Annotated in this window: 19 protein-coding genes; 13 read left to right on the top strand and 6 right to left on the bottom strand. The window is 61.8% G+C overall.

The annotated features are described in order from the left end of the window. The first annotated feature begins 5 nt into the window (after window positions 1-5). Together ACIQYU_RS07795 and ACIQYU_RS07790 are read left to right on the top strand one after the other, a co-directional pair. Window positions 6-791, top strand: a complete 786-nt coding sequence (locus ACIQYU_RS07795; RefSeq protein ID WP_075045891.1) for an outer membrane protein OmpK — start codon at window positions 6-8, stop codon at window positions 789-791. Between the two features lie 351 nt (window positions 792-1,142). Then, window positions 1,143-1,925: an outer membrane protein OmpK gene (locus tag ACIQYU_RS07790; RefSeq protein WP_046615028.1), complete on the top strand. Its 783-nt coding sequence runs from the start codon at window positions 1,143-1,145 to the stop codon at window positions 1,923-1,925. A 65-nt stretch (window positions 1,926-1,990) separates the two neighbouring features. Here ACIQYU_RS07790 and ACIQYU_RS07785 read toward each other — a convergent pair whose 3' ends face one another. Then, window positions 1,991-2,305, bottom strand: coding sequence for a hypothetical protein (locus ACIQYU_RS07785; RefSeq protein ID WP_402798832.1), 315 nt, complete (start codon window positions 2,303-2,305; stop codon window positions 1,991-1,993). Window positions 2,306-2,454: 149 nt separating this feature from the next. Between ACIQYU_RS07785 and ACIQYU_RS07780 the strand changes: the two genes are divergently transcribed. Next, window positions 2,455-4,398, top strand: a complete 1,944-nt coding sequence (locus tag ACIQYU_RS07780; RefSeq protein WP_233686984.1) for an LTA synthase family protein — start codon at window positions 2,455-2,457, stop codon at window positions 4,396-4,398. A 156-nt stretch (window positions 4,399-4,554) separates the two neighbouring features. On the opposite strand, the gene ACIQYU_RS07775 is transcribed toward ACIQYU_RS07780, so the two are convergent. Continuing rightward, the gene (locus ACIQYU_RS07775) at window positions 4,555-5,469 is read right to left on the bottom strand and encodes a DUF808 domain-containing protein (protein ID WP_207829972.1); all 915 of its coding nucleotides are present in this window, start codon (window positions 5,467-5,469) and stop codon (window positions 4,555-4,557) included. A gap of 132 nt (window positions 5,470-5,601) precedes the next feature. Here ACIQYU_RS07775 and ACIQYU_RS07770 point away from each other — a divergent pair, with 132 nt between their 5' ends. Further along, window positions 5,602-6,213 (top strand): TetR/AcrR family transcriptional regulator, encoded by a 612-nt coding sequence (locus ACIQYU_RS07770; protein WP_013973538.1) that lies wholly within the window; start codon window positions 5,602-5,604, stop codon window positions 6,211-6,213. A 122-nt stretch (window positions 6,214-6,335) separates the two neighbouring features. Here the strand turns inward: ACIQYU_RS07770 and ACIQYU_RS07765 are convergent, their stop codons facing one another. Next, on the bottom strand, window positions 6,336-6,776 hold the full coding sequence (locus ACIQYU_RS07765; protein WP_013973539.1) for a heme-binding protein: 441 nt from the start codon (window positions 6,774-6,776) through the stop codon (window positions 6,336-6,338). Between the two features lie 257 nt (window positions 6,777-7,033). On the opposite strand from ACIQYU_RS07765, the gene gcl reads away from it, so the two are divergent. The 6 genes from gcl (at window position 7,034) to ACIQYU_RS07735 (ending at window position 14,710) form a co-directional block, all read left to right on the top strand. Beyond that, the gene (gcl, locus tag ACIQYU_RS07760; protein WP_207829970.1) at window positions 7,034-8,809 is read left to right on the top strand and encodes a glyoxylate carboligase; all 1,776 of its coding nucleotides are present in this window, start codon (window positions 7,034-7,036) and stop codon (window positions 8,807-8,809) included. Between the two features lie 54 nt (window positions 8,810-8,863). Then, window positions 8,864-9,646: a hydroxypyruvate isomerase gene (gene hyi, locus ACIQYU_RS07755; protein ID WP_085625472.1), complete on the top strand. Its 783-nt coding sequence runs from the start codon at window positions 8,864-8,866 to the stop codon at window positions 9,644-9,646. 177 nt (window positions 9,647-9,823) lie between these two features. Further along, window positions 9,824-10,717 (top strand): 2-hydroxy-3-oxopropionate reductase, encoded by an 894-nt coding sequence (locus ACIQYU_RS07750; protein ID WP_207829968.1) that lies wholly within the window; start codon window positions 9,824-9,826, stop codon window positions 10,715-10,717. A 243-nt stretch (window positions 10,718-10,960) separates the two neighbouring features. After that, window positions 10,961-12,235 (top strand): glycerate kinase, encoded by a 1,275-nt coding sequence (locus tag ACIQYU_RS07745; RefSeq protein WP_233686986.1) that lies wholly within the window; start codon window positions 10,961-10,963, stop codon window positions 12,233-12,235. After that, entirely contained in the window at window positions 12,232-13,647 is a 1,416-nt protein-coding gene (pyk, locus tag ACIQYU_RS07740; RefSeq protein ID WP_207829964.1) for a pyruvate kinase, read from the top strand. Before ACIQYU_RS07745 ends, pyk begins: the two co-directional genes overlap by 4 nt. 187 nt (window positions 13,648-13,834) lie before the next feature. Further along, on the top strand, window positions 13,835-14,710 hold the full coding sequence (locus ACIQYU_RS07735; protein ID WP_207829962.1) for an urea transporter: 876 nt from the start codon (window positions 13,835-13,837) through the stop codon (window positions 14,708-14,710). Window positions 14,711-14,725: 15 nt separating this feature from the next. Here the strand turns inward: ACIQYU_RS07735 and ACIQYU_RS07730 are convergent, their stop codons facing one another. Then, a complete protein-coding gene (locus ACIQYU_RS07730) occupies window positions 14,726-15,496 on the bottom strand; it encodes an RHS repeat-associated core domain-containing protein (protein ID WP_207829959.1) in 771 nt (256 codons plus the stop codon). A 161-nt stretch (window positions 15,497-15,657) separates the two neighbouring features. On the opposite strand from ACIQYU_RS07730, the gene ACIQYU_RS07725 reads away from it, so the two are divergent. Together ACIQYU_RS07725 and ACIQYU_RS07720 are read left to right on the top strand one after the other, a co-directional pair. Further along, window positions 15,658-16,479 (top strand): ion transporter, encoded by an 822-nt coding sequence (locus ACIQYU_RS07725; RefSeq protein ID WP_207829957.1) that lies wholly within the window; start codon window positions 15,658-15,660, stop codon window positions 16,477-16,479. A gap of 199 nt (window positions 16,480-16,678) precedes the next feature. Next, entirely contained in the window at window positions 16,679-17,680 is a 1,002-nt protein-coding gene (locus ACIQYU_RS07720) for a sulfate ABC transporter substrate-binding protein (protein ID WP_046615020.1), read from the top strand. A 124-nt stretch (window positions 17,681-17,804) separates the two neighbouring features. Here ACIQYU_RS07720 and ACIQYU_RS07715 read toward each other — a convergent pair whose 3' ends face one another. Continuing rightward, window positions 17,805-18,731 carry a class I SAM-dependent methyltransferase gene (locus ACIQYU_RS07715; RefSeq protein ID WP_233687589.1) on the bottom strand — a complete coding sequence of 309 codons (927 nt, stop codon included), beginning with the start codon at window positions 18,729-18,731 and terminating at the stop codon, window positions 17,805-17,807. A gap of 145 nt (window positions 18,732-18,876) precedes the next feature. Then, window positions 18,877-19,773, bottom strand: a complete 897-nt coding sequence (locus tag ACIQYU_RS07710; protein WP_333956718.1) for a DMT family transporter — start codon at window positions 19,771-19,773, stop codon at window positions 18,877-18,879. 134 nt (window positions 19,774-19,907) lie between these two features. Between ACIQYU_RS07710 and ACIQYU_RS07705 the strand changes: the two genes are divergently transcribed. Then, window positions 19,908-20,345 carry an Lrp/AsnC family transcriptional regulator gene (locus ACIQYU_RS07705; RefSeq protein WP_063913077.1) on the top strand — a complete coding sequence of 146 codons (438 nt, stop codon included), beginning with the start codon at window positions 19,908-19,910 and terminating at the stop codon, window positions 20,343-20,345. Window positions 20,346-20,694: the final 349 nt, after the last annotated feature.

Genomic DNA, 20,694 nt, shown 5'->3' with positions numbered 1-20,694 from the left:
ACAACATGAAACGCATCACCTCGTCCCTCTTGCTGGGCAGCAGCCTGCTGGCCACCCTCCCCGCCCATGCTGGCGAATGGCTGCAGTGGCATGGCGAAAGCCTGACCTACCTGTACGGCAAGGACTTCAAGGTCAACCCACGCATCCAGCAGACGGTAACCTTCGAGCACGCCAACAAATGGAAGTACGGCGACACCTTCATGTTCGTCGACAAGGTCTTCTACAACGGCAAGCCCGACCCGGGCAAAGGCGTGACCAGCTACTACGGCGAGTTCAGCCCACGCCTGTCGTTCGGCAAGATCTTCGACCAGAAGCTGGCATTCGGCCCGATCAAGGATGTGCTGCTGGCCATGACCTACGAGCGTGGCGAGGGCGACAACGAGGCCTACCTGATCGGCCCCGGCTTCGACCTGGATATCCCCGGCTTCAACTACTTCACTCTCAATTTCTACCTGCGTAACACCGAAGGTAGCCGCCCCGGTGACAACGTCTGGCAGATCACCCCGGCCTTCTCGTACACCATCCCGGTGGGCAAATCCGACATTCTGATCGACGGTTACATGGACTGGGTGGTCGACAACGACCAGACCCGCCGTGGCACCTACCACGCCAACCTGCAGTTCAACCCACAGGTCAAGTACGACCTGGGCAAAGCCCTGAACCTTGGCGCCAAGCAGCTGTACGTGGGCATCGAATACAGCTACTGGAAGGACAAGTACGGCATCGACAGCCAAGGCAACATCGACAGTAACCAGAGCGTCACCAGTGCCCTGATCAAGGTGCACTTCTAAAAAACTGACCAAACGCACAAGTTTGTTCCACTCTGCTCCAGGACGGAGCACTTGAGGCAAGGCGCGCAAGCCAGTAATCTGCGCGCCCCCTCGATCAGGGCAGGAGGGATTCTGCCTGCGTTTACTGACCGCTCAGTCAATGAATACGGGCGGTTGGCCAACGTGTTGCCAGCCTGAAAGACCCTTTTCATCCGTTCAGAACGAAGTCGAGCAGGAAGGTTTTGCCAGCCCAGGAAAGTTGGCTCAACCCTTGCCAAACAGCTGTGGCCTATCGAAAAAAGCTGACTCGAAAGACAAAAAAGCGCCAAAACAAACGCTGACAATAGACCAATCAAGGGAGCGACACTCGCAATGCGTACCATCAACAGCCTGATCCTCGCCGGCGGCCTGCTGGCCTGTGGCACCACCTTCGGCGGCGACCTGCTGCAATGGCAGAACAACAGCCTGACCTACCTGTGGGGCAAGAACTTCAAGGTCAACCCGTCGATCCAGCAAACCGTCACCTTCGAGCACGCCGATGGCTGGAAGTACGGCGATAACTTCATCTTTGTCGACAAGATCTTCTACCAGGGCCAGAAAGATGAGGGCAATGGCCCGAACACCTACTACGGCGAAATCAGCCCGCGCCTGTCGTTCGGCAAGATCTTCGACCAGAAGCTGGCGTTCGGCCCGGTCAAGGACGTGCTGCTGGCGATGACCTACGAGTTCGGCGAAGGTGATACCGAGTCGTACCTGATCGGCCCTGGCTTCGACCTGGACATCCCTGGCTTCGACTACTTCCAGCTGAACTTCTACAACCGCACCACCGACGGCAGCCGCGCCGGCGACAACGTGTGGCAGATCACCCCGGTGTGGTCGTACACCATTCCGGTCGGTTCGTCCGACGTGCTGATCGACGGTTTCATGGACTGGGTGGTCGACAACGACGAGAACCGCCGCGGTACCTACCAGGCCAACCTGCACTTCAACCCGCAGATCAAGTATGACCTGGGCAAGGCCTTGCACCTGGGCGAGAAGCAGCTGTATGTGGGTGTGGAGTACGACTACTGGAAGAACAAGTACGGCATCAAGGACAGCGATGCCTTCACCACCGACCAGAACACCATGAGTTTCCTGGTAAAAGTGCACTTCTGATGTGCTGAATCGTGACAGCGCGAGGTTATCCACGCGCTGTCACGCCCATCCTTGTAAGAACTCTCCTACAACTTATTAAGATTAATCTTACGTCCTCCATGACTTGTCTTGAAAGTCAAAGCAAGTACACACGGCAACAGCACGCCAAACAGCAAAAGCCCCGACTCCACCTGCCAGTTTTCAAGCACGCGCAAGATATCCAGCACCAGCATGATGCTGCCGATCGCCAATATCAGGCCGAACATTGCGCAGCACTTGTACAATGCCGGCGCCCCCGTCCCGCGCAACAGCAACCACAGGCCTACGGCACCCCAGGCCAAGGCCGTGCACAGGTACAGCGCCAGGTGGTAGACATCGTAAGTCAATACTTTTCCAAACATGATTTCACCTCCCGACCTGTAGAAAAATCAAAGCACTGACTATAAGTCCTAAATTCCGTTCAGCCCCTGCTATTTCTTGACGATTTTTTTGCACATCGCCAATTAAGATGCTTGTCTTCTGCACTCAAAAAAGAAAACAGGCCCACTTAATGCGTACCTCCCTCTCCGCCCCTTGGCGGTATCTTCTGTTAGTTTGCTCACTATGGTTTGGTATCTTCGCGCTGACCCGCCTGGTATTGCTGGTCACCCACCTGGATGAAGTACATGGCGACTACTTCTTGTTATTCGTCAGTGGTGCCGTGTACGACCTGACCTTCCTCACCTACGCCGCCCTGCCTTTGGGGCTGTACCTGGCACTTTGCCCGGCCGCGCTGTGGCGCACGGGCCTGCATCGCCGGCTGATGGGCGGCGTGCTGATCGTCAGCCTGTTCGTGATGCTGTTCGTCGCAGTGGCCGAGTGGCTGTTCTGGGACGAGTTCGGGGTACGCTTCAATTTCATCGCCGTCGACTACCTGGTGTATTCCAAGGAAGTGCTGGACAACATCCGCGAGTCCTACCCGCTGCCTACCCTGCTGGGCAGCATCGCCGTAGTTGCCGTGCTGCTCGCGCTGATCCTGCGCAAACCGCTGGCCCAGGCCCTCGCCGCGCCCGGCGCCAACCTGCGCCAGCGCCTGGGCGGTATTGCGCTACTGGCAGTGCTGGGCGGGCCGAGCATGCTGCTGGTCGACCAGCAGTTCCCCCGCGGCCAAGGCGGCAATGCCTACCAGCGCGAACTGGCGAGCAACGGCCCCTACCAGTTCTTTGCCGCGTTCCGTAACAACGAACTCGACTACACCCAGTTCTACGCCAGCCTCGACGCCAGCGAAGTCGGCGCGCACATGCACCAGGAACTGGCCGAGCCCAACGCGCAGTTCAAAGCCAGCGAGCACGAGGACATTCGCCGCCAAATCAGTGCCAGCGGCGAGCCACGCAAGCCGAACATCATCCTGGTCACCATCGAGAGCTTCAGCGCCAAGTACATGGGCAGCAACGGCGACCCGCGCAACCTTACACCCAACCTGGACGTGCTACGCCAGCACAGCCTGTACTTCAACAACTTCTACGCCACCGGGACCCGTACCGACCGTGGCCTGGAAGCCATTACCCTGTCGATTCCGCCCACCCCGGGCCGCTCGATCGTCAAGCGCATCGGCCGTGAAAGCGGCTATGGCAGCCTCGGTCAGCAGTTGAAGGCTGTTGGTTATGACACCGTATTCGTCTATGGCGGGCGCGGCTACTTCGACAACATGAACGCCTTCTTCAGCGGCAACGGTTATCGCATCGTCGACCAGAGCAGCGTCGACGAGAGCGAGATCAGCTTCAAGAACGCCTGGGGCATGGCCGACGAAGACCTGTACCGGCAGACGCTGAAACTGGCCGATGCCGACCATGCCAGGCAGCAGCCGTTCTTCCTGCAGCTGATGACCACCTCCAACCACCGTCCCTACACCTACCCGGACGGCCGCATCGACATTCCGTCGGGCGATGGCCGCGAAGGCGCGGTGAAATACACCGACCATGCCATTGCGCAGTTCCTGCAGGAAGCCAAGGGCAAGCCATGGTTCGACAACACGCTGTTCGTGTTCGTCGCCGACCACACCGCTGGCAGCGCCGGCGTGGAAGACCTGCCGGTCAGCAATTACCAGATCCCGTTGTGGATTTACGCACCCAAGCTGATCACCCCGCGCGAAGACGCACAGCTGGCCAGCCAGATCGACCTGGCACCAACCCTGCTCGGCCTGCTCAACCTGAGCTACACCTCGACCTTCTTCGGCCGTGACCTGCTGCGCGAAGAGCAGCTGCCGCCACGCGTGCTGATCGGCAACTACCAGCACCTGGGGCTGTTCGACGGCAAGGACCTGGCAATCCTCAGCCCACGCGGCGGCATGCGTGTGCACCAGGATGCCTTGGGCAACAGCCGGGAAACGACAGTGGACAGTGACAACCCGCTGGTACGCCGGGCAATTGCCTACTACCAGAGTGCTGCCAACGACTTCAGCAAGGGCCTGCTGGCGTGGAAGCCGCAGGAGCAAGGTGCGGTGGCCGAACAGTAAACCAACTCGGTGGATGGCACCGGCCTCGCCGGTGTTCGCGGCGGTTCGACGCATCGACTTGCCCGCTCCCACAGGCTTGGCGCCGACCTCAAGAAATGCGCCCCCCTGTGGGAGCGGGTTTACCCGCGAACCGGGGCAACGCCCCGGCCATGCAACTCAGGTGGCCGGCCGAACCAACCGCCACAGCTTCCCGACCACCGCCACCACCGCCAGCACCACCGCACCGGCCACAACCCCGACACCGCCGTTGAGCAGCGCCACGGTCAATGCCCCGCCACGCCCTTCGCTGAACGCCTCGATGGCATGATGCAGCGGCTCGATGCCATGTACCAGAATCCCGCCACCGACCAGAAACATGGCCGCCGTGCCGATCACCGACAGGCTCTTCATCATGTATGGCGCGGTCCGCAGGATGCCGTTACCGACCGCCTGGGCCAGGCGCGACGCCTTCCGGGTCAGCCACAACCCCAGGTCATCGAGCTTGACGATGCCACCCACCAGCCCGTATACGCCGATGGTCATGACAATGGCGATCCCGGACAGCACGATGATCTGCTGGCTCAACGGTGAGTCAGCGACAATGCCCAAGGTAATGGCGATGATTTCCGCCGACAGGATGAAGTCGGTACGCACCGCACCCTTGATCTTGGTTTTCTCGAATGCCACCAGGTCGACATTGGCATCGGCCACTGCCTCCTTGAGCGCTGCATGTTCGGCGTCATCCTCGGCCTTGCTATGCAAGAACTTGTGCGCCAGCTTCTCGAAGCCCTCGAAGCACAGGTAGGCACCGCCCAGCATCAACAGCGGCGTCACCGCCCAGGGGATGAACGCACTGATCAGCAGCGCCGCCGGCACCAGGATGGCCTTGTTCACCATCGAGCCCTTGGCTACCGCCCACACCACCGGGATCTCGCGTTCGGCACGTACCCCGGTGACCTGCTGGGCGTTCAGCGCCAGGTCATCGCCGAGCACGCCTGCGGTCTTTTTCGCCGCCACCTTGGTCATCACCGAGACGTCATCGAGCACCGTGGCAATGTCGTCGATCAGTACCAGTAGACTGCTTCCTGCCATGTTTGCCTGCATCCAGAAGAATAAGTGTCCAGGATTCTAGCCCAAAGCCGCTGCCTTGAGCGCCCGTCGAGCCCGGTGCTACCATGCCCGATCCCTCTTAGAGGTGGCCAGACACGAGGAAGATCCCTGACCATGAGCACCATTCGCGAGCGCAACAAGGAACTGATCCTGCGCGCGGCCAGCGAGGAATTCGCCGACAAGGGCTTCGCCGCCACCAAGACCAGCGATATCGCGGCCAAGGCCGGCCTGCCCAAGCCGAACGTGTATTACTACTTCAAATCCAAGGACAACCTCTACCGCGAAGTCCTGGAAAGTATCATCGCACCGATCATGCAGGCGTCGACCCCGTTCAATGCCGACGGCGACCCGAAAGAAGTGCTGAGTGCGTACATTCGCTCGAAGATCCGCATTTCCCGCGACCTGCCGCATGCGTCCAAGGTGTTCGCCAGCGAGATCATGCACGGCGCCCCGCACCTGTCGCCGAACCAGGTGGCGCAGCTGAACGAGCAGGCGCGGCATAACATCGAGTGCATCCAGCGCTGGATCGACCGCGGGCAGATCGCCCATGTGGACGCGCATCACCTGATGTTCAGCATCTGGGCAGCGACCCAGACCTATGCCGATTTCGACTGGCAGATTTCCGCGGTGACCGGCAAGGCCAAGCTGGCCGACAGCGATTATGACGCGGCAGCCGAGACCATCATCCGCATGGTGCTCAAGGGCTGTGAGCCCGAGGTAGCCTGAGCCCCGGCGCTGGCTTCCTCGCGGGTGAACCCGCTCCCACAGGGACACCACGAGCTTCAAGCCTGTGATGATCCTGTGGGAGCGGGTTCACCCGCGAATAGGCCGGAACAGGCAATAGAGACTCAGGCTGCTACACCCGCATCCGCCTTCAACCCCACCTCCTCGATCGCACTGATCGCGCACTGCTCGTCGATATCCGACGTATCGCCGCTGATCCCCACCGCACCCAGCACCTTGCCATCCTGATCACGCACCAGCACGCCACCCGGTGCCGGCACCACCGGCCGCTCGCCCAGCCCGTTCAGCGCGGCAAAAAACGCCGGCCGTTGCTGCGCGTCCAGCGCCAGCAAGCGCGAGCCCTTGCCCAGGGCAATCGCCCCCCAGGCCTTGCCGGTGGCTACCTCCGGCCGGATCAGGCTGGCGCCATCCTCGCGTTGCAGCGCCAGCAAGTGGCCACCGGCATCCAGCACCGCCACGGTCAGTGGCGCGGCGTTGATCTTGCGGCCCGCCGCCAGCGCGGCATTCACCAGGCTGACCGCGACTTTCAGGTTCAAAGCGTTCATGAAAAGGTCCTCTTCTTGTTGTGAGAAGCCCTGAGGGCAGTTGAAAACCGATAGAGCAAATAGAACACAACGAAAGATGTTTTTGTATACAATATTTTGAAACGATCGTATGCGATGACGCAAACCTCCGTTTTCATGGGCGCTCGAACGAAAGCGACATCCGCCGACGAAAACCCGTTGACCTGAGCGGCCAGCCGTGAATACACTCTGGCACAAAGCAAGTTGTATACAATTACAAAATCGATGAGGCACAAACCATGAGCAAAATGAGAGCAATCGATGCAGCCGTTCTGGTCATGCGCCGTGAAGGTGTAGATACCGCGTTCGGCATCCCGGGGGCTGCCATCAACCCGTTGTACTCGGCCCTGAAGAAAGTCGGTGGCATCGATCACGTCCTCGCTCGTCACGTCGAAGGCGCCTCGCACATGGCTGAGGGTTACACCCGTGCCAACCCGGGCAACATCGGCGTGTGCATCGGCACCTCCGGCCCAGCCGGCACCGACATGGTCACCGGCCTGTACAGTGCCTCCGCCGACTCCATCCCGATTCTCTGCATCACCGGCCAGGCTCCACGTGCCCGCCTGCACAAGGAAGACTTCCAGGCCGTCGACATCACCAACATCGTCAAGCCGGTCACCAAGTGGGCCACTACCGTTCTGGAGCCAGGCCAGGTGCCTTACGCCTTCCAGAAGGCCTTCCATGAAATGCGCACCGGCCGCCCAGGCCCGGTACTGATCGACCTGCCGTTCGACGTGCAGATGGCCGAAATCGAGTTCGACATCGACGCCTACGAACCGCTGCCAGTGCACAAGCCGTCCGCCACCCGCGTACAGGCCGAAAAAGCCCTGACCCTGCTCAATGACGCCGAGCGCCCACTGCTGGTTGCCGGTGGCGGCATCATCAACGCCGACGCCAGCGACAAGCTGGTCGAGTTCGCCGAACTGACCGGCGTACCGGTAATCCCGACCCTGATGGGTTGGGGCACCATCCCGGACGACCACGCACAGATGGTCGGCATGGTCGGCCTGCAGACTTCGCACCGCTACGGCAACGCCACCCTGCTGAAATCCGACCTGGTGTTCGGTATCGGCAACCGCTGGGCCAACCGCCACACCGGCTCGGTCGACGTCTACACCGAAGGCCGCAAGTTCGTGCACGTGGACATCGAACCGACCCAGATCGGCCGTGTGTTCACCCCGGACCTGGGTATCGTTTCCGACGCCGGCAAGGCACTGGACGTGTTCCTCGAAGTGGCCCGCGAGTGGAAAGCCGCCGGCAAGCTGAAGTGCCGCAAGGCCTGGCTGGAAGACTGCCAGCAGCGCAAGGCCAGCCTGCAGCGCAAGACCCACTTCGACAACGTGCCGGTCAAGCCGCAGCGCGTGTACGAAGAGATGAACCAGGTATTCGGCAAGGACACCTGCTACGTCAGCACCATCGGCCTGTCGCAGATCGCCGGCGCGCAGTTCCTGCACGTGTACAAGCCACGCCACTGGATCAACTGCGGCCAGGCCGGCCCGCTGGGCTGGACCATCCCTGCCGCTCTGGGCGTGGTGAAAGCCGATCCGAAGCGCAAGGTGGTCGCGCTGTCGGGTGACTACGACTTCCAGTTCATGATCGAGGAGCTGGCGGTGGGTGCGCAGTTCAACCTGCCTTACGTGCACGTACTGGTGAACAACGCCTACCTGGGCCTGATCCGCCAGGCGCAACGTGGCTTCGACATGGATTACTGTGTACAACTGGCGTTCGAGAACATCAACTCGACCGACGCCGCCACCTACGGTGTCGACCACGTTGCCGTGGTCGAAGGCCTGGGCTGCAAGGCCATCCGCGTGTTCGAGCCGGCCGAGATCGCCCCTGCCCTGCTCAAGGCCCAGAAGATGGCCGAAGAGTTCCGCGTGCCGGTGGTGGTCGAAGTGATTCTCGAACGTGTGACCAACATTTCCATGGGCACCGAGATCAACGCGGTCAACGAGTTCGAAGACCTGGCCCTGGTCGGCAACGACGCGCCAACCGCCATCTCGCTGCTGGACTGATCGCCTGACGCCCCCAGGCATGTCCTGGGGGCCTTCATCGCAAGGAGACAACTCATGCCTCGCTTCGCTGCCAACCTGTCCATGCTGTTCACCGAACAGGACTTCCTGGCCCGCTTCAAGGCTGCCGCCGATGCGGGTTTCAGCGGCGTCGAATACCTCTTCCCGTACGATTTCAGCGCAGCCGAAATCAAGCAGCAGCTGGACGCCAACGGCCTGACCCAAGTGCTGTTCAACCTGCCGGCGGGCGATTGGTCGAAGGGTGAGCGCGGTATCACCTGCCACCCTGACCGCGTCGAAGAATTCCGCGCCGGGGTCGACAAGGCCATCGAATACGCCAAGGTACTGGGCAACACCCAGGTCAACGCCCTGGCCGGCATTCGCCCACAAGGCCCGGACTGCGCCACCGTGCGCAAGACCTTCGTGGAAAACCTGCGCTACGCCGCCGACAAGCTCAAAGCCGCCGGGATCCGCCTGGTCATGGAAATGATCAACACCCGCGACATCCCCGGTTTCTACCTGAACACCACCAAACAGGCCCTGGAAATCCAGGCCGAAGTGGGCAGCGACAACCTGTTCCTGCAGTACGACATCTACCACATGCAGATCATGGAAGGTGACCTGGCTCGCACCATGGAAGCCAACCTGAAACTGATCAATCACATCCAGCTGGCCGACAACCCCGGCCGCAACGAGCCAGGCACCGGCGAAATCAACTACCGCTTCCTGTTCGAGCACCTGGACCGCATCGGCTACCAGGGCTGGGTGGGCGCGGAGTACAAGCCGCTGACCACCACCGAAGCGGGCCTGGGCTGGCTGAAGACGCACAATGCAATCTGAAGGCTAAGCACAGCCCTCTGCGAGACGCAGGACACTGTGGGAGCGGGTTCACCCGCGAACACCGGCGAAGCCGGTGCCATCCACCGCGGTGCCTGCTTCGCGGGTGAACCCGCTCCCACAGGGGGCCCGTGCAGCCTGCCCCATCGAGATTCAACAAATACAACGAGGTAATCTCTCATGGCTAAAATCGGTTTCATCGGCACCGGCATCATGGGCAAGCCCATGGCTCAGAACCTGCAGAAAGCAGGTCACAGCATCTTCGTTTCCACTCACCACGACGCTGCCCCGGCCGACCTGATCGCCGCCGGTGCCGTGGCCCTGGCCAACCCGAAAGAAGTTGCCCAGGAAGCCGAGTTCATCATCGTCATGGTCCCCGACACCCCACAGGTCGAAAGCGTCCTGTTCGGTGACAACGGCGTGGCCGAAGGCGTGGGCCCGAACAAGGTGGTGATCGACATGAGCTCGATCTCCCCTACCGCTACCAAAGCCTTCGCCGAGAAAATCAAGGCTACCGGCGCTGCCTACCTGGACGCCCCGGTGTCCGGCGGCGAAGTCGGCGCCAAGGCTGCGACCCTGAGCATCATGGTCGGTGGCTGCCCGAAAGCCTTCGAGCGCACCCTGCCGCTGTTCGAAGCCATGGGCAAGAACATCACCCGCGTCGGTGGCAATGGCGACGGCCAGACCGCCAAGGTGGCCAACCAGATCATCGTTGCCCTGAACATCCAGGCCGTTGCCGAAGCCCTGCTGTTCGCCGCCAGGAACGGCGCCGACCCGGCCAAGGTACGTGAAGCACTGATGGGCGGCTTCGCCTCGTCGAAAATCCTTGAAGTGCACGCCGAGCGCATGATCAAGGGCACCTTCGACCCAGGCTTCCGCATCAACCTGCACCAGAAGGACCTGAACCTGGCCCTGCAAGGTGCCAAGGAACTGGGCATCAACCTGCCCAACACCTCCAATGCCCAGCAAGTGTTCAACACCTGCCAGGCCCTGGGTGGCGGCAACTGGGACCACTCGGCGCTGATCAAAGGCCTGGAGCACATGGCCAACTTCTCGATCCGCGACGACAAGTAAGTAATTTTTAGCCTTCACCGGCCTCTTCGCGGGTGAACCCGCTCCCACAGGTTTTACGCCGTCTTCAGCCTCTGTGAGGCCCCTGTGGGAGCGGGTTTACCCGCGAAGAAGCCAACACCTTTGAACCTGCGACCACAGGTTCAAAGGTGGTACCGAGCAACACCCGCCCCTGGTTCGGCCTGCACGGAGGCAGTTCCAGGGGCGTTTTTGATTCTGCAGAACAACAATAATTGGGAGCCTGCCATGTCGGTCGATCCGCAAAAAATTCTCCGCGAGCTGTTCGACACAGCCATCGCCGCCGCCCACCCCCGTCAAGTCCTCGAACCCTACCTGCCCGCCGACCGCAGCGGCCGGGTCATCGTCATCGGCGCCGGCAAGGCCGCAGCCGCCATGGCCGAAGTGGTCGAGAAAAACTGGCAGGGCGAAGTCTCTGGCCTGGTCGTAACCCGTTACGGCCATGGCGCCAACTGCCAGAAGATCGAGGTGGTCGAAGCCGCCCACCCGGTCCCCGACGCCGCCGGCCTGGCCGTGGCCAAGCGCGTGCTGGAACTGGTCAGCAACCTCAGTGAAGACGACCGCGTCATCTTCCTGCTGTCCGGCGGTGGCTCGGCGCTGCTGGCCCTGCCCGCCGAAGGCCTGACCCTGGCCGACAAGCAGCAGATCAACAAGGCGCTGCTGAAATCCGGCGCCACCATCGGCGAGATGAACTGCGTGCGCAAGCACCTCTCGGCGATCAAGGGCGGCCGCCTGGCCAAGGCCTGCTGGCCGGCCACGGTGTACACCTATGCCATTTCCGATGTGCCGGGCGACCTCGCCACGGTGATCGCCTCCGGCCCTACCGTGGCCGACCCGAGCACCTCGGCCGATGCCCTGGCCATCCTCAAGCGCTACAACATCGAAGCGCCCAAGGCCGTTATCGACTGGCTCAACAACCCAGCCTCGGAAACCGTCAAGGCCGACGACCCGGCACTGGCCCGCAGCCACTTCCAGCTGATCGCCAAACCTCAGCAATCGCTTGAAGCCGCCGCAGTCAAAGCCCGCCAGGCCGGGTTCAGCCCACTGATCCTCGGCGACCTGGAAGGCGAATCGCGCGAAGTGGCCAAAGTGCACGCCGGTATCGCCCGGCAGATCGTCCAGCACGGCCAGCCGCTGAAAGCGCCCTGCGTGATCCTGTCTGGCGGCGAAACCACCGTGACCGTGCGCGGCAACGGCCGTGGCGGGCGCAACGCCGAGTTCCTGCTCAGCCTCACCGAAAGCCTCAAGGGCCTGCCGGGCGTGTACGCCCTGGCCGGTGACACCGACGGCATCGATGGCTCGGAAGAAAACGCCGGCGCCTTCATGACCCCGGCCAGCTACGCCCGCGCCGAAGCCCTGGGCCTGTCGGCCAGCGACGAGCTGGACAACAACAACGGCTACGGCTACTTCGCCGCGCTGGATGCGCTGATCGTCACCGAGCCGACCCGCACCAACGTCAACGACTTCCGCGCCATCCTGATCCTCGAGACTGCCCAATCATGACGCCTGATAAAAAAGTCAAAATCCTCGCCACCCTTGGCCCTGCGATCAAAGGCATCGACGATATCCGCCAACTGGTCGAAGCCGGGGTGAACATCTTCCGCCTCAACTTCAGCCACGGCGAGCATGCCGACCATGCCCTGCGCTACCAGTGGATCCGCGAAGTCGAGCAGCAGCTGAACTACCCGCTGGGCATCCTCATGGACCTGCAGGGGCCGAAGCTGCGCGTCGGCCGCTTTGCCGACGGCAAGGTGCAGCTGCAACGCGGCCAGGCCCTGCGCCTGGATCTGGACAACACCCCGGGCGACAGCCGCCGGGTGAACCTGCCGCACCCTGAGATCATCGCCGCCCTCGAGCCGGGCATGGACCTGCTGCTGGACGACGGCAAGCTGCGCCTGCGCGTCACCGCCAAGCACAGCGACGCGATCGACACCGAAGTACTCAACGGTGGCGAGCTGTCCGACCGCAAGGGCGTCAACGTACCGCAAGCGGTGCTCGACCTCTCCCCGCTCACCGAAAAGGACCGCCGCGACCTGGCCTTCGGCCTGGAGCTGGGCGTGGACTGGGTGGCCCTGTCGTTCGTGCAGCGCCCTGAAGACATTGTTGAAGCACGCCAGCTGATCGGTGACCGTGCCTACCTGATGGCCAAGATCGAGAAGCCATCGGCGGTGGAGCAACTGCAAGCCATCGCGGAACTTGCGGATGCGATCATGGTGGCCCGTGGCGACCTGGGCGTGGAAGTGCCGGCTGAAAGCGTGCCGCAGATCCAGAAACGCATCATCGGCACTTGCCGCCAGCTGGGCAAACCGGTGGTGGTGGCCACGCAGATGCTCGAATCCATGCGCTTCTCGCCGGCGCCGACCCGCGCCGAAGTCACCGACGTGGCCAACGCCGTGGCCGAAGGTGCCGATGCGGTGATGCTGTCGGCCGAGACCGCCTCGGGTGACTACCCGCTGGAAGCCGTGCAGATGATGAGCAAGATCATCCGCCAGGTGGAGAACGGCCCGGACTACCAGGCCCAGCTCGACGTTGGCCGGCCGAAGGCCGAGGCCACCGTGTCGGACGCCATCAGCTGCGCCATCCGCCGTATCAGCGGCATCCTGCCGGTGGCGGTGCTGGTCAACTACAGCGAGTCGGGCGCCTCGACCCTGCGCGCGGCACGCGAGCGGCCACGGGCACCGATCCTCAACCTGACGCCGAACCTGGCCACCGCGCGCCGCCTGAGCGTGGCGTGGGGCGTGCACTCGGTGGTCAACGACCGCCTGCGCCAGGTGGACGAGGTGGTTTCCACCGCGCTGGAGATTGCCCAGGCACAAGGTATGGCCAGCCGCGGCGACACCCTGCTGATCACCGCCGGTGTGCCTTTCGGCAAGCCAGGTTCGACTAACACGCTGCGGATCGAGACCTTGATCTAAATCACCGCATCTCGCCTGTGGGAGCGGGCGTACCCGCGAAGAGGCCAGCAGGGACAACGATGTTGCCTGAGCTGACGCATTCGCGGGCACGCCCGCTTCCACAGGGTAGGTGGTGTTGCACCCAACTGCGGAAAACCCGAGGCCCAAAGAGGCCCACCGCGCCCCATCAACCTCACTGACTGCCCCGATGTACACCAAAAATTTCGTCAACCCGTGCCCCGACTGGGCCACGGCGTTACTCAACGGCTTCAGCCAGGTGCTGCTGCTGCGTAATCCCCTGTGCGGCCTGTGCTGCCTGCTGGCCATCCTGCTGACCGCACCCAACCTGGTCGGCGGCGCCCTGCTCGGCGCCCTGGCCGGCCTGCTCACCGCCCAGGCACGCGGCTACGACCGTGCCGACCGCCAGGCCGGGCTGTACTGCTACAACGGCGTGCTGATCGGCATCCTGATCAGCGCCGTGCTGCCCTGGTCGGCCATCCTGCCGCCACTGATCATCGCCGCCGGCGGCCTGTCCAGCATCATCACCCACCAGTGGCGCAAGCGCGGCGGCAAACTGCTGGTCGCCTACACCGCACCCTTCGTGCTGCTGGGCTGGGCCACCCTGCTGATCGCCAGCCCCTCGCCCAGCGGCTTCGTCGAAGCCGACCCGCTGTATGCCCTGGCGCGTGGCGTGGGCCAGATCTTCCTGCTCGACCAGCCCCTGGCCGGTTTGCTGATCATCGGCGGCATGTTCATCGCCAACCCCTATGCCGCAATGTGGGCAGTGATCGGTTCGGCCATCGGCGGCGGCGTGGCACTGCTTGCCGACCAGACGCAAGCTGCCTGGCTGGGCCTGTATGGCTTCAACGCAGCACTGGCGGCGCTGGCGTTCAGCAGGCAAGGTGAAAAGCCGTGGCTGACGCTGCTGGCCATCGCCCTGGCCCTGCTGCTGCAACCGCTGTTCAAGCTGCTACCGGTGCCCGGCCTGACCGCGCCCTTCGTCGCCGCCTGCTGGCTGATGCACTTGGGCTGCCACCTCAAACCGTTTGGCGAACGACGCAATAGCAAAGGCATCCCCAACTGAACATTATGCTGGCTGCTAGCTAAGAGGTGGTGTCCCGGGGCGCCCCTTGCGGATGGCAGCTGCCAGCCCGGGCATGGTCAGGTCTTGTTTCGAGTAATCAGTCATGCCTGAGCTGTTAATGAAAATCACGTTGGAGCCAGGTTTCACTTGGCCATTTTTCCGTAGTGCTATGTGAGTGGGATTGACGTCCAGCAGAGTGAATCCCTGATTGATTAATTCTTCGGTGGGTACCAATGGTTTCGTACCAACATCGTCAGCAAGAACAAAATTCTCACTGATGAACAGGCTTCGATCCTTATCTACATAGAATTGTCCACTGAGCTCTGCATCCGGATCCGGACGATCCCAAGTAATCCCATTCACCGACTTTGCCCTAAACGGCTGGATGCGTTTGCCTTCAGGGGCTGCCGGGTTATAGGAAAAACCCTGAACTCGAAACTTCGTGTTGTTGATTTTTTTAAAAACCGGTTCGAAAGCCGTCCAGTTCTTGGCAAATCGGTTGCTACCTTTGGGATCAATGAAATTGACCGGATCGCCTCCACAATATGCATAAGCATTGACCCCTCCGGCCTTGAAAGGGCTCAATACATCCGGACTGCAGAAACGCATCAGAACCGGGCTGTATATTCGATTCCCGTTCCCTAGCAGATACCCCTGCACTACGCAATCCAGTAACTGCCCGTTGTAACCCAGTCGATGACCACGTATGCCTTTACCCAAGTAGCCATAGACTGAATAGGCTGATGACTTGATTGTCCTTTGGGCCGAGCCGGTCCTATCATTCATTCCCTTCTCCAAAAGCGGCGCCACCTATACGCTTATGCTGTATCGCAGGGCAGATAAACGAAACTGGCATTTCTACCAGGTTGGCTCCGATCTTCGTTACGTTGCTAGCCTAGGCAAAGACCTTCTAGGCTTGACTTTCACGCCACCGGAATCTTCTTCACATGCCCACCCCGCAATCCCTGCGCGAACGCCTCTACATCATGGTCTTCCAGACCGACACCGTAGCCGGCCGCCGCTTCGACAAGATCCTCCTGCTGATCATCCTGGCCAGCCTGGTCACCGTCATCCTCGACAGCATCGACGAAGTGCATCAGGGCTATGCCGGCCTGCTGGCCGGCATCGAGTGGGGCTTTACCGCTATCTTCCTGGCCGAGTACCTCACCCGCCTGTACTGCTCGCCCAAACCGCTGCGCTATGCCTTCAGCTTTTATGGCCTGGTGGATTTGCTGGCGATCCTGCCGGGGATCATCGCGCTGTACTACAGCGACGCCCAGTACCTGCTGATCATCCGCGTGATACGGATGCTGCGGATTTTCCGTGTGCTCAAGCTCAGCCCGTACCTCAAGCAGGCCCATTACCTGATGGAGGCACTGCGCGGCAGCAAGCAGAAGATCATCGTATTCCTGGTGACGGTATCGACCCTGGTGACGGTGTTCGGCACCTTGATGTATGTGATCGAGGGGCCTGAGCATGGCTTTACCAGCATCCCCAAGGGCATCTACTGGGCCATCGTTACCCTCACCACCGTGGGCTTTGGCGACATCGTGCCGAAGACACCGCTGGGGCAGGTGCTGTCATCGCTGGTGATGATTACCGGTTATTCGATCATTGCCGTGCCAACCGGGATCTTTACCGCCGAGCTGGCCAACGCCATGCGCGGGGAGCAGCTGCAGCATGATTGCCCGACCTGCAGCAAGAAGAACCATGAGCATGGCGCGGCGTTCTGTTCCCGATGTGGGAATGTGCTGTTTCCCAAGCAATGATGTTGCCCGGACCGGCCCTTTCACGGGTAAACCCGCTCCCACAGGTGGTGTGCGGTCCCTGTGGGAGCGGGTTCACCCGCGAAGAAGCCGGCACTGGCAGTGGCATAACCAAAGTGTTTTTTGTTCTTTAAACCCTACAAACCCACCCGCTATAGTCGCAGGCAAACTGCCAACACCTTCTCGATAACAAGGAAGCAACGTGAAAAAACTCTTCACCGCCTCGCTGCTCGCCGCAGGCCTTGCCCTGGGCAATTTCGCCCAGGCTGCCCCCACCCTGCTGAACGTGTCCTACGACGTGATGCGCGACTTCTACAAGGACTACAACCCGGCCTTCCAGAAACACTGGGAAGCCGAGCACAACGAGAAGGTCAACGTGCAGATGTCCTTCGGCGGTTCGAGCAAACAGGCGCGAGCGGTGATCGATGGCCTGCCGGCCGATGTCATCACCATGAACATGGCCACCGACATCAACGCCCTGGCCGACAACGGCAAGCTGGTGCCGGACAACTGGGTAAGCCGCCTGCCGAACAACAGCGCGCCGTTCACCTCGGCCACTGTGTTCATCGTGCGCAAGGGTAACCCCAAGGCGCTGAAAGACTGGCCCGATCTGCTCAAGGATGGCGTACAGGTGATCGTGCCCAACCCCAAGACCTCGGGTAACGGCCGCTACACCTACCTGTCGGCCTGGGGCTATGTGCTCAAGCAAGGCGGTGATGAAAACAAGGCCAAGGACTTCGTCGGCAAGCTGTTCAAGCAGGCGCCGGTGCTGGACACTGGTGGCCGTGCCGCCACCACTACGTTCATGACCAACCAGATCGGCGACGTGCTGGTGACCTTCGAGAACGAAGCCGAGATGATCGCCCGCGAGTTTGGCCGCGACCAGTTCGAAGTGGTCTACCCGAGCGTTTCCGCCGAAGCCGAACCGCCGGTCAGCGTGGTCGACAAGGTGGTGGCGAAGAAAGGCACCCAGGCCGCGGCCGAGGAATACCTGAAGTACCTGTGGTCGCCAGCCGCCCAGGAAATCGCCGCACAGAACTACCTGCGCCCGCGGGATGCAACGGTACTGGCCAAGTACACCGACCGCTTCCCGAAAGTGGACTTCCTGTCGGTGGAGAAGACCTTTGGTGACTGGCGCACCGTGCAGAAGACCCACTTCAATGATGGTGGGGTGTTTGACCAGATCTACACCAACAATCAGTAATTGATGTAAGCCTTACCGGCCTCTTCGCGGCTAAAGCCGCTCCCACAGGTACCCCACAGCCCTCAGGTTTTGCACGGTACCGGTGGGAGCGGGCGTGCCCGCGAAGAGGCCGGCAAGGGCAACATCAAACCTGGCGGAATACCAGGGCCTTCAAGCCCCCCGCCGGGTCCACGTCAGGAAATTCCGGCGGGTTCTCCAGCCGCTCGACGAATGCCAGCGAAGGCGCCTGCTCCGCCATTCCCTCGATCAGGAACTCCGGCCCGATGCCCGGGTCGTTCACGCACGCCAGCACCGTCCCACCCTCGCTCAACAGCTCCGGCAAGCGCCGCAGGATCTTCGCGTAATCCTGGGTCAGCACAAAACTACCGCGCTGGAAGGTCGGCGGGTCGATGATGATCAGGTCGTAAGGCCCGTACTTGCGCACCTTGCCCCACGACTTGAACAGCTCGTGCCCCAGGTACGCCACCCGCGACGCATCGTGGCCATTCAGGCGGTGGTTGTCGCGGCCCCGGGACAACGCCGACTTGGCCATGTCCAGGTTCACCACCTGCTCGGCGCCACCGGCAATCGCCGCCACCGAGAAACCGCAGGTGTAGGCGAACAGGTTCAGCACGCGCTTGCCTGCCGCCTGCTCGCGCACCCAGCGCCGGCCATAGCGCATGTCGAGGAACAGGCCATTGTTCTGCCGCACGCCCAGGTCCAGCAGGTAGGTCAGGCCGTCCTCGACCACCTCGCGCTGCTGGCACGGCTCGCCCAGCAGCCACTGGCCCGGGCTGTCGGGCAGGTAGCGATGCTGGACAAGGATGGCCTGGCCAGCCCACTGCGGGCGCTCGGCGAGCGTGCGCAGCATGGCCTCCAGTTCGGCCAGCTGGCCTTCAGGCGGCTCGCGGAACAGGGCGACCGACAGCACCCCTTGCAACCAGTCGACAGTGACCTGCTCCAGGCCCGCCCAGCAGCGACCACGGCCGTGGAACAGGCGGCGGGTTTCCTGAGGGGCAGGGTCGAGGGCGGCGAGCAGGTGTTGCTCCAGAATCTGGATCGGCGAAGTCATCATGGGTCGCAGGCAGGCAAAAGCGGCATTCTACCTTGCGAGCCCTTTCGCGGGTAAACCCGCTCCCACAGGATCACCACAGGCCCGAAGCATGTGCAGCACCTGTGGGAGCGGGTTTACCCGCGAAAAGGCCGGCAAGACCACCTCATTCCTCGGCCACAACCCGCGCTGGCCGGAACCACCACCCCTGCTGCATCCCCGCTGCCGCCAACAGGATCAACGCCACCCCCAGCCACTGCAGCGGCGCCAGCCGGTGCCCGAACGCCACCCAGTCCACCAGAATCGCCGCAATCGGGTAAATGAACGACAGCGCCCCGGTCAACGCCGTGGGCAGGCGCTGGATGGCGCTGTACAGCAGCACATACATCAAGCCGGTGTGCACCATGCCCAAGGTCACCAGGCTGGCCAGCGCCGGCACTTCACCCGGCAACCCGCCCAGCTTCACCCACGGCGCCAGCAACAGCACACCCGTGGCCACCTGGATCAGCGCGATCAGGTGCGGCGGCGTGCCACTCAGGCGCTTGATGATCAATGCCGCAATGGCATACAGGAAGGCCGCCCCCAGCGCCAGCGCAATGCCCAGCAAATAATCCTCGCCGCCACCCTGCCCCGCACCATGGGCACTCACGATCGCCAGCATGCCGAGGAACGCCACGCTCAGCCAGGTAACCTTGGGCAGGGTGATCTTCTCGCCGAGGAACACGGCCGCCAGCCCCACCAGCATGAACGGCTGCACGTTGTACACCGCCGTGCCGATGGCAATCGACGCCCGCGAGTAGGAGGCGAACAGCAGCACCCAGTTGCCGACGATGGCCACACCGCTGGCAATCGCCAGCAGGAATGCGGTGCGGCTGATCACGCCTGGCCGCAGGAAGCCGAACCCCGCGCAAATCGCCAGCAAGGTCACGGCACCGAACACGCAGCGCCAGAACACCACCTCGAGCACCGGCTGGCCGGACACCAGCACGAACCAGCCGATGGTCCCGGAAATCAGCATGGCGGCAACCATTTCCAGCGAGCCACGACGCAATGAACTGTCCATCTCACACCTCCTGTTGACGATGGACACAGTATGCAAAGGTTGCCGGCCGGCCTTCCAGCGGATAACGAAGGAAGATCTGGGTGCTTGCCTTTACTATCAAGGTAAATCACGCGAATAACCTTATCGAGGTGACCATGACCGATGCCATCGACCAACTGCTGATCAACGCGCTGATGGAAGACTCGCGCCGCTCGCTCAAGGCCCTGGCGCAAATCAGCGGGCTGTCGGCGCCCAGCGTCAGCGAACGCCTGCGCCGCCTGGAGGAGCGCGGCGTGTTGCGCGGTTACACCGTAGAGATCGACCCGCGCGCCTTTGGCTACCAGTTGCAGGCCATCGTGCGCATCCGCCCGCTACCGGGGCAGTTGCAAGAGGTGGAGCGGCAGATCATCGCCATTCCCGAATTCACCGAGTGCGACAAGGTTATTGGCGAAGACTGCTTCATTGCCCGCCTGCATGTACGCTCGATGGAGCAACTGGACACCCTGCTCGACCGCCTCTATACGGTGGCCGAGACCAATACCGCCATCATCAAGAAGACCCCGGTGAAGCGGCGGTTGCCGCCGATGGACTGAGTTTCACCTGTGCCGGCCTCTTCGCGGGCACGCCCGCTCCCACAGGATCTCCACAGTCCAGGATGCTGTGCGGTCCCTGTGGGTGCGGGCGCGCCCGCGAAGCGGCCGGCACAGGGAAAAGCTGACTAATTTTTGTACACAAGAATGTCACCATAGGTGCCATTTTTGTGTGCACTTTTCAAAATAGCGCCCCAATACGTTACACACTTCCCACAACTAATTTTGACCAATCGATCAACTAATAAGCCCGACAAGAATTTAAATCTGTTCACTTGGTCAACTTATATTCCATTTATTTCATTAACTTATACTTGAAATAGATAGATTAGAAATCATGACCAGCTGAAAG

The organism is Pseudomonas sp. NPDC096925, from assembly GCF_044762545.1.
Classification (GTDB): domain Bacteria; phylum Pseudomonadota; class Gammaproteobacteria; order Pseudomonadales; family Pseudomonadaceae; genus Aquipseudomonas.
This window is presented reverse-complemented; position numbering and strand designations above follow the sequence as displayed.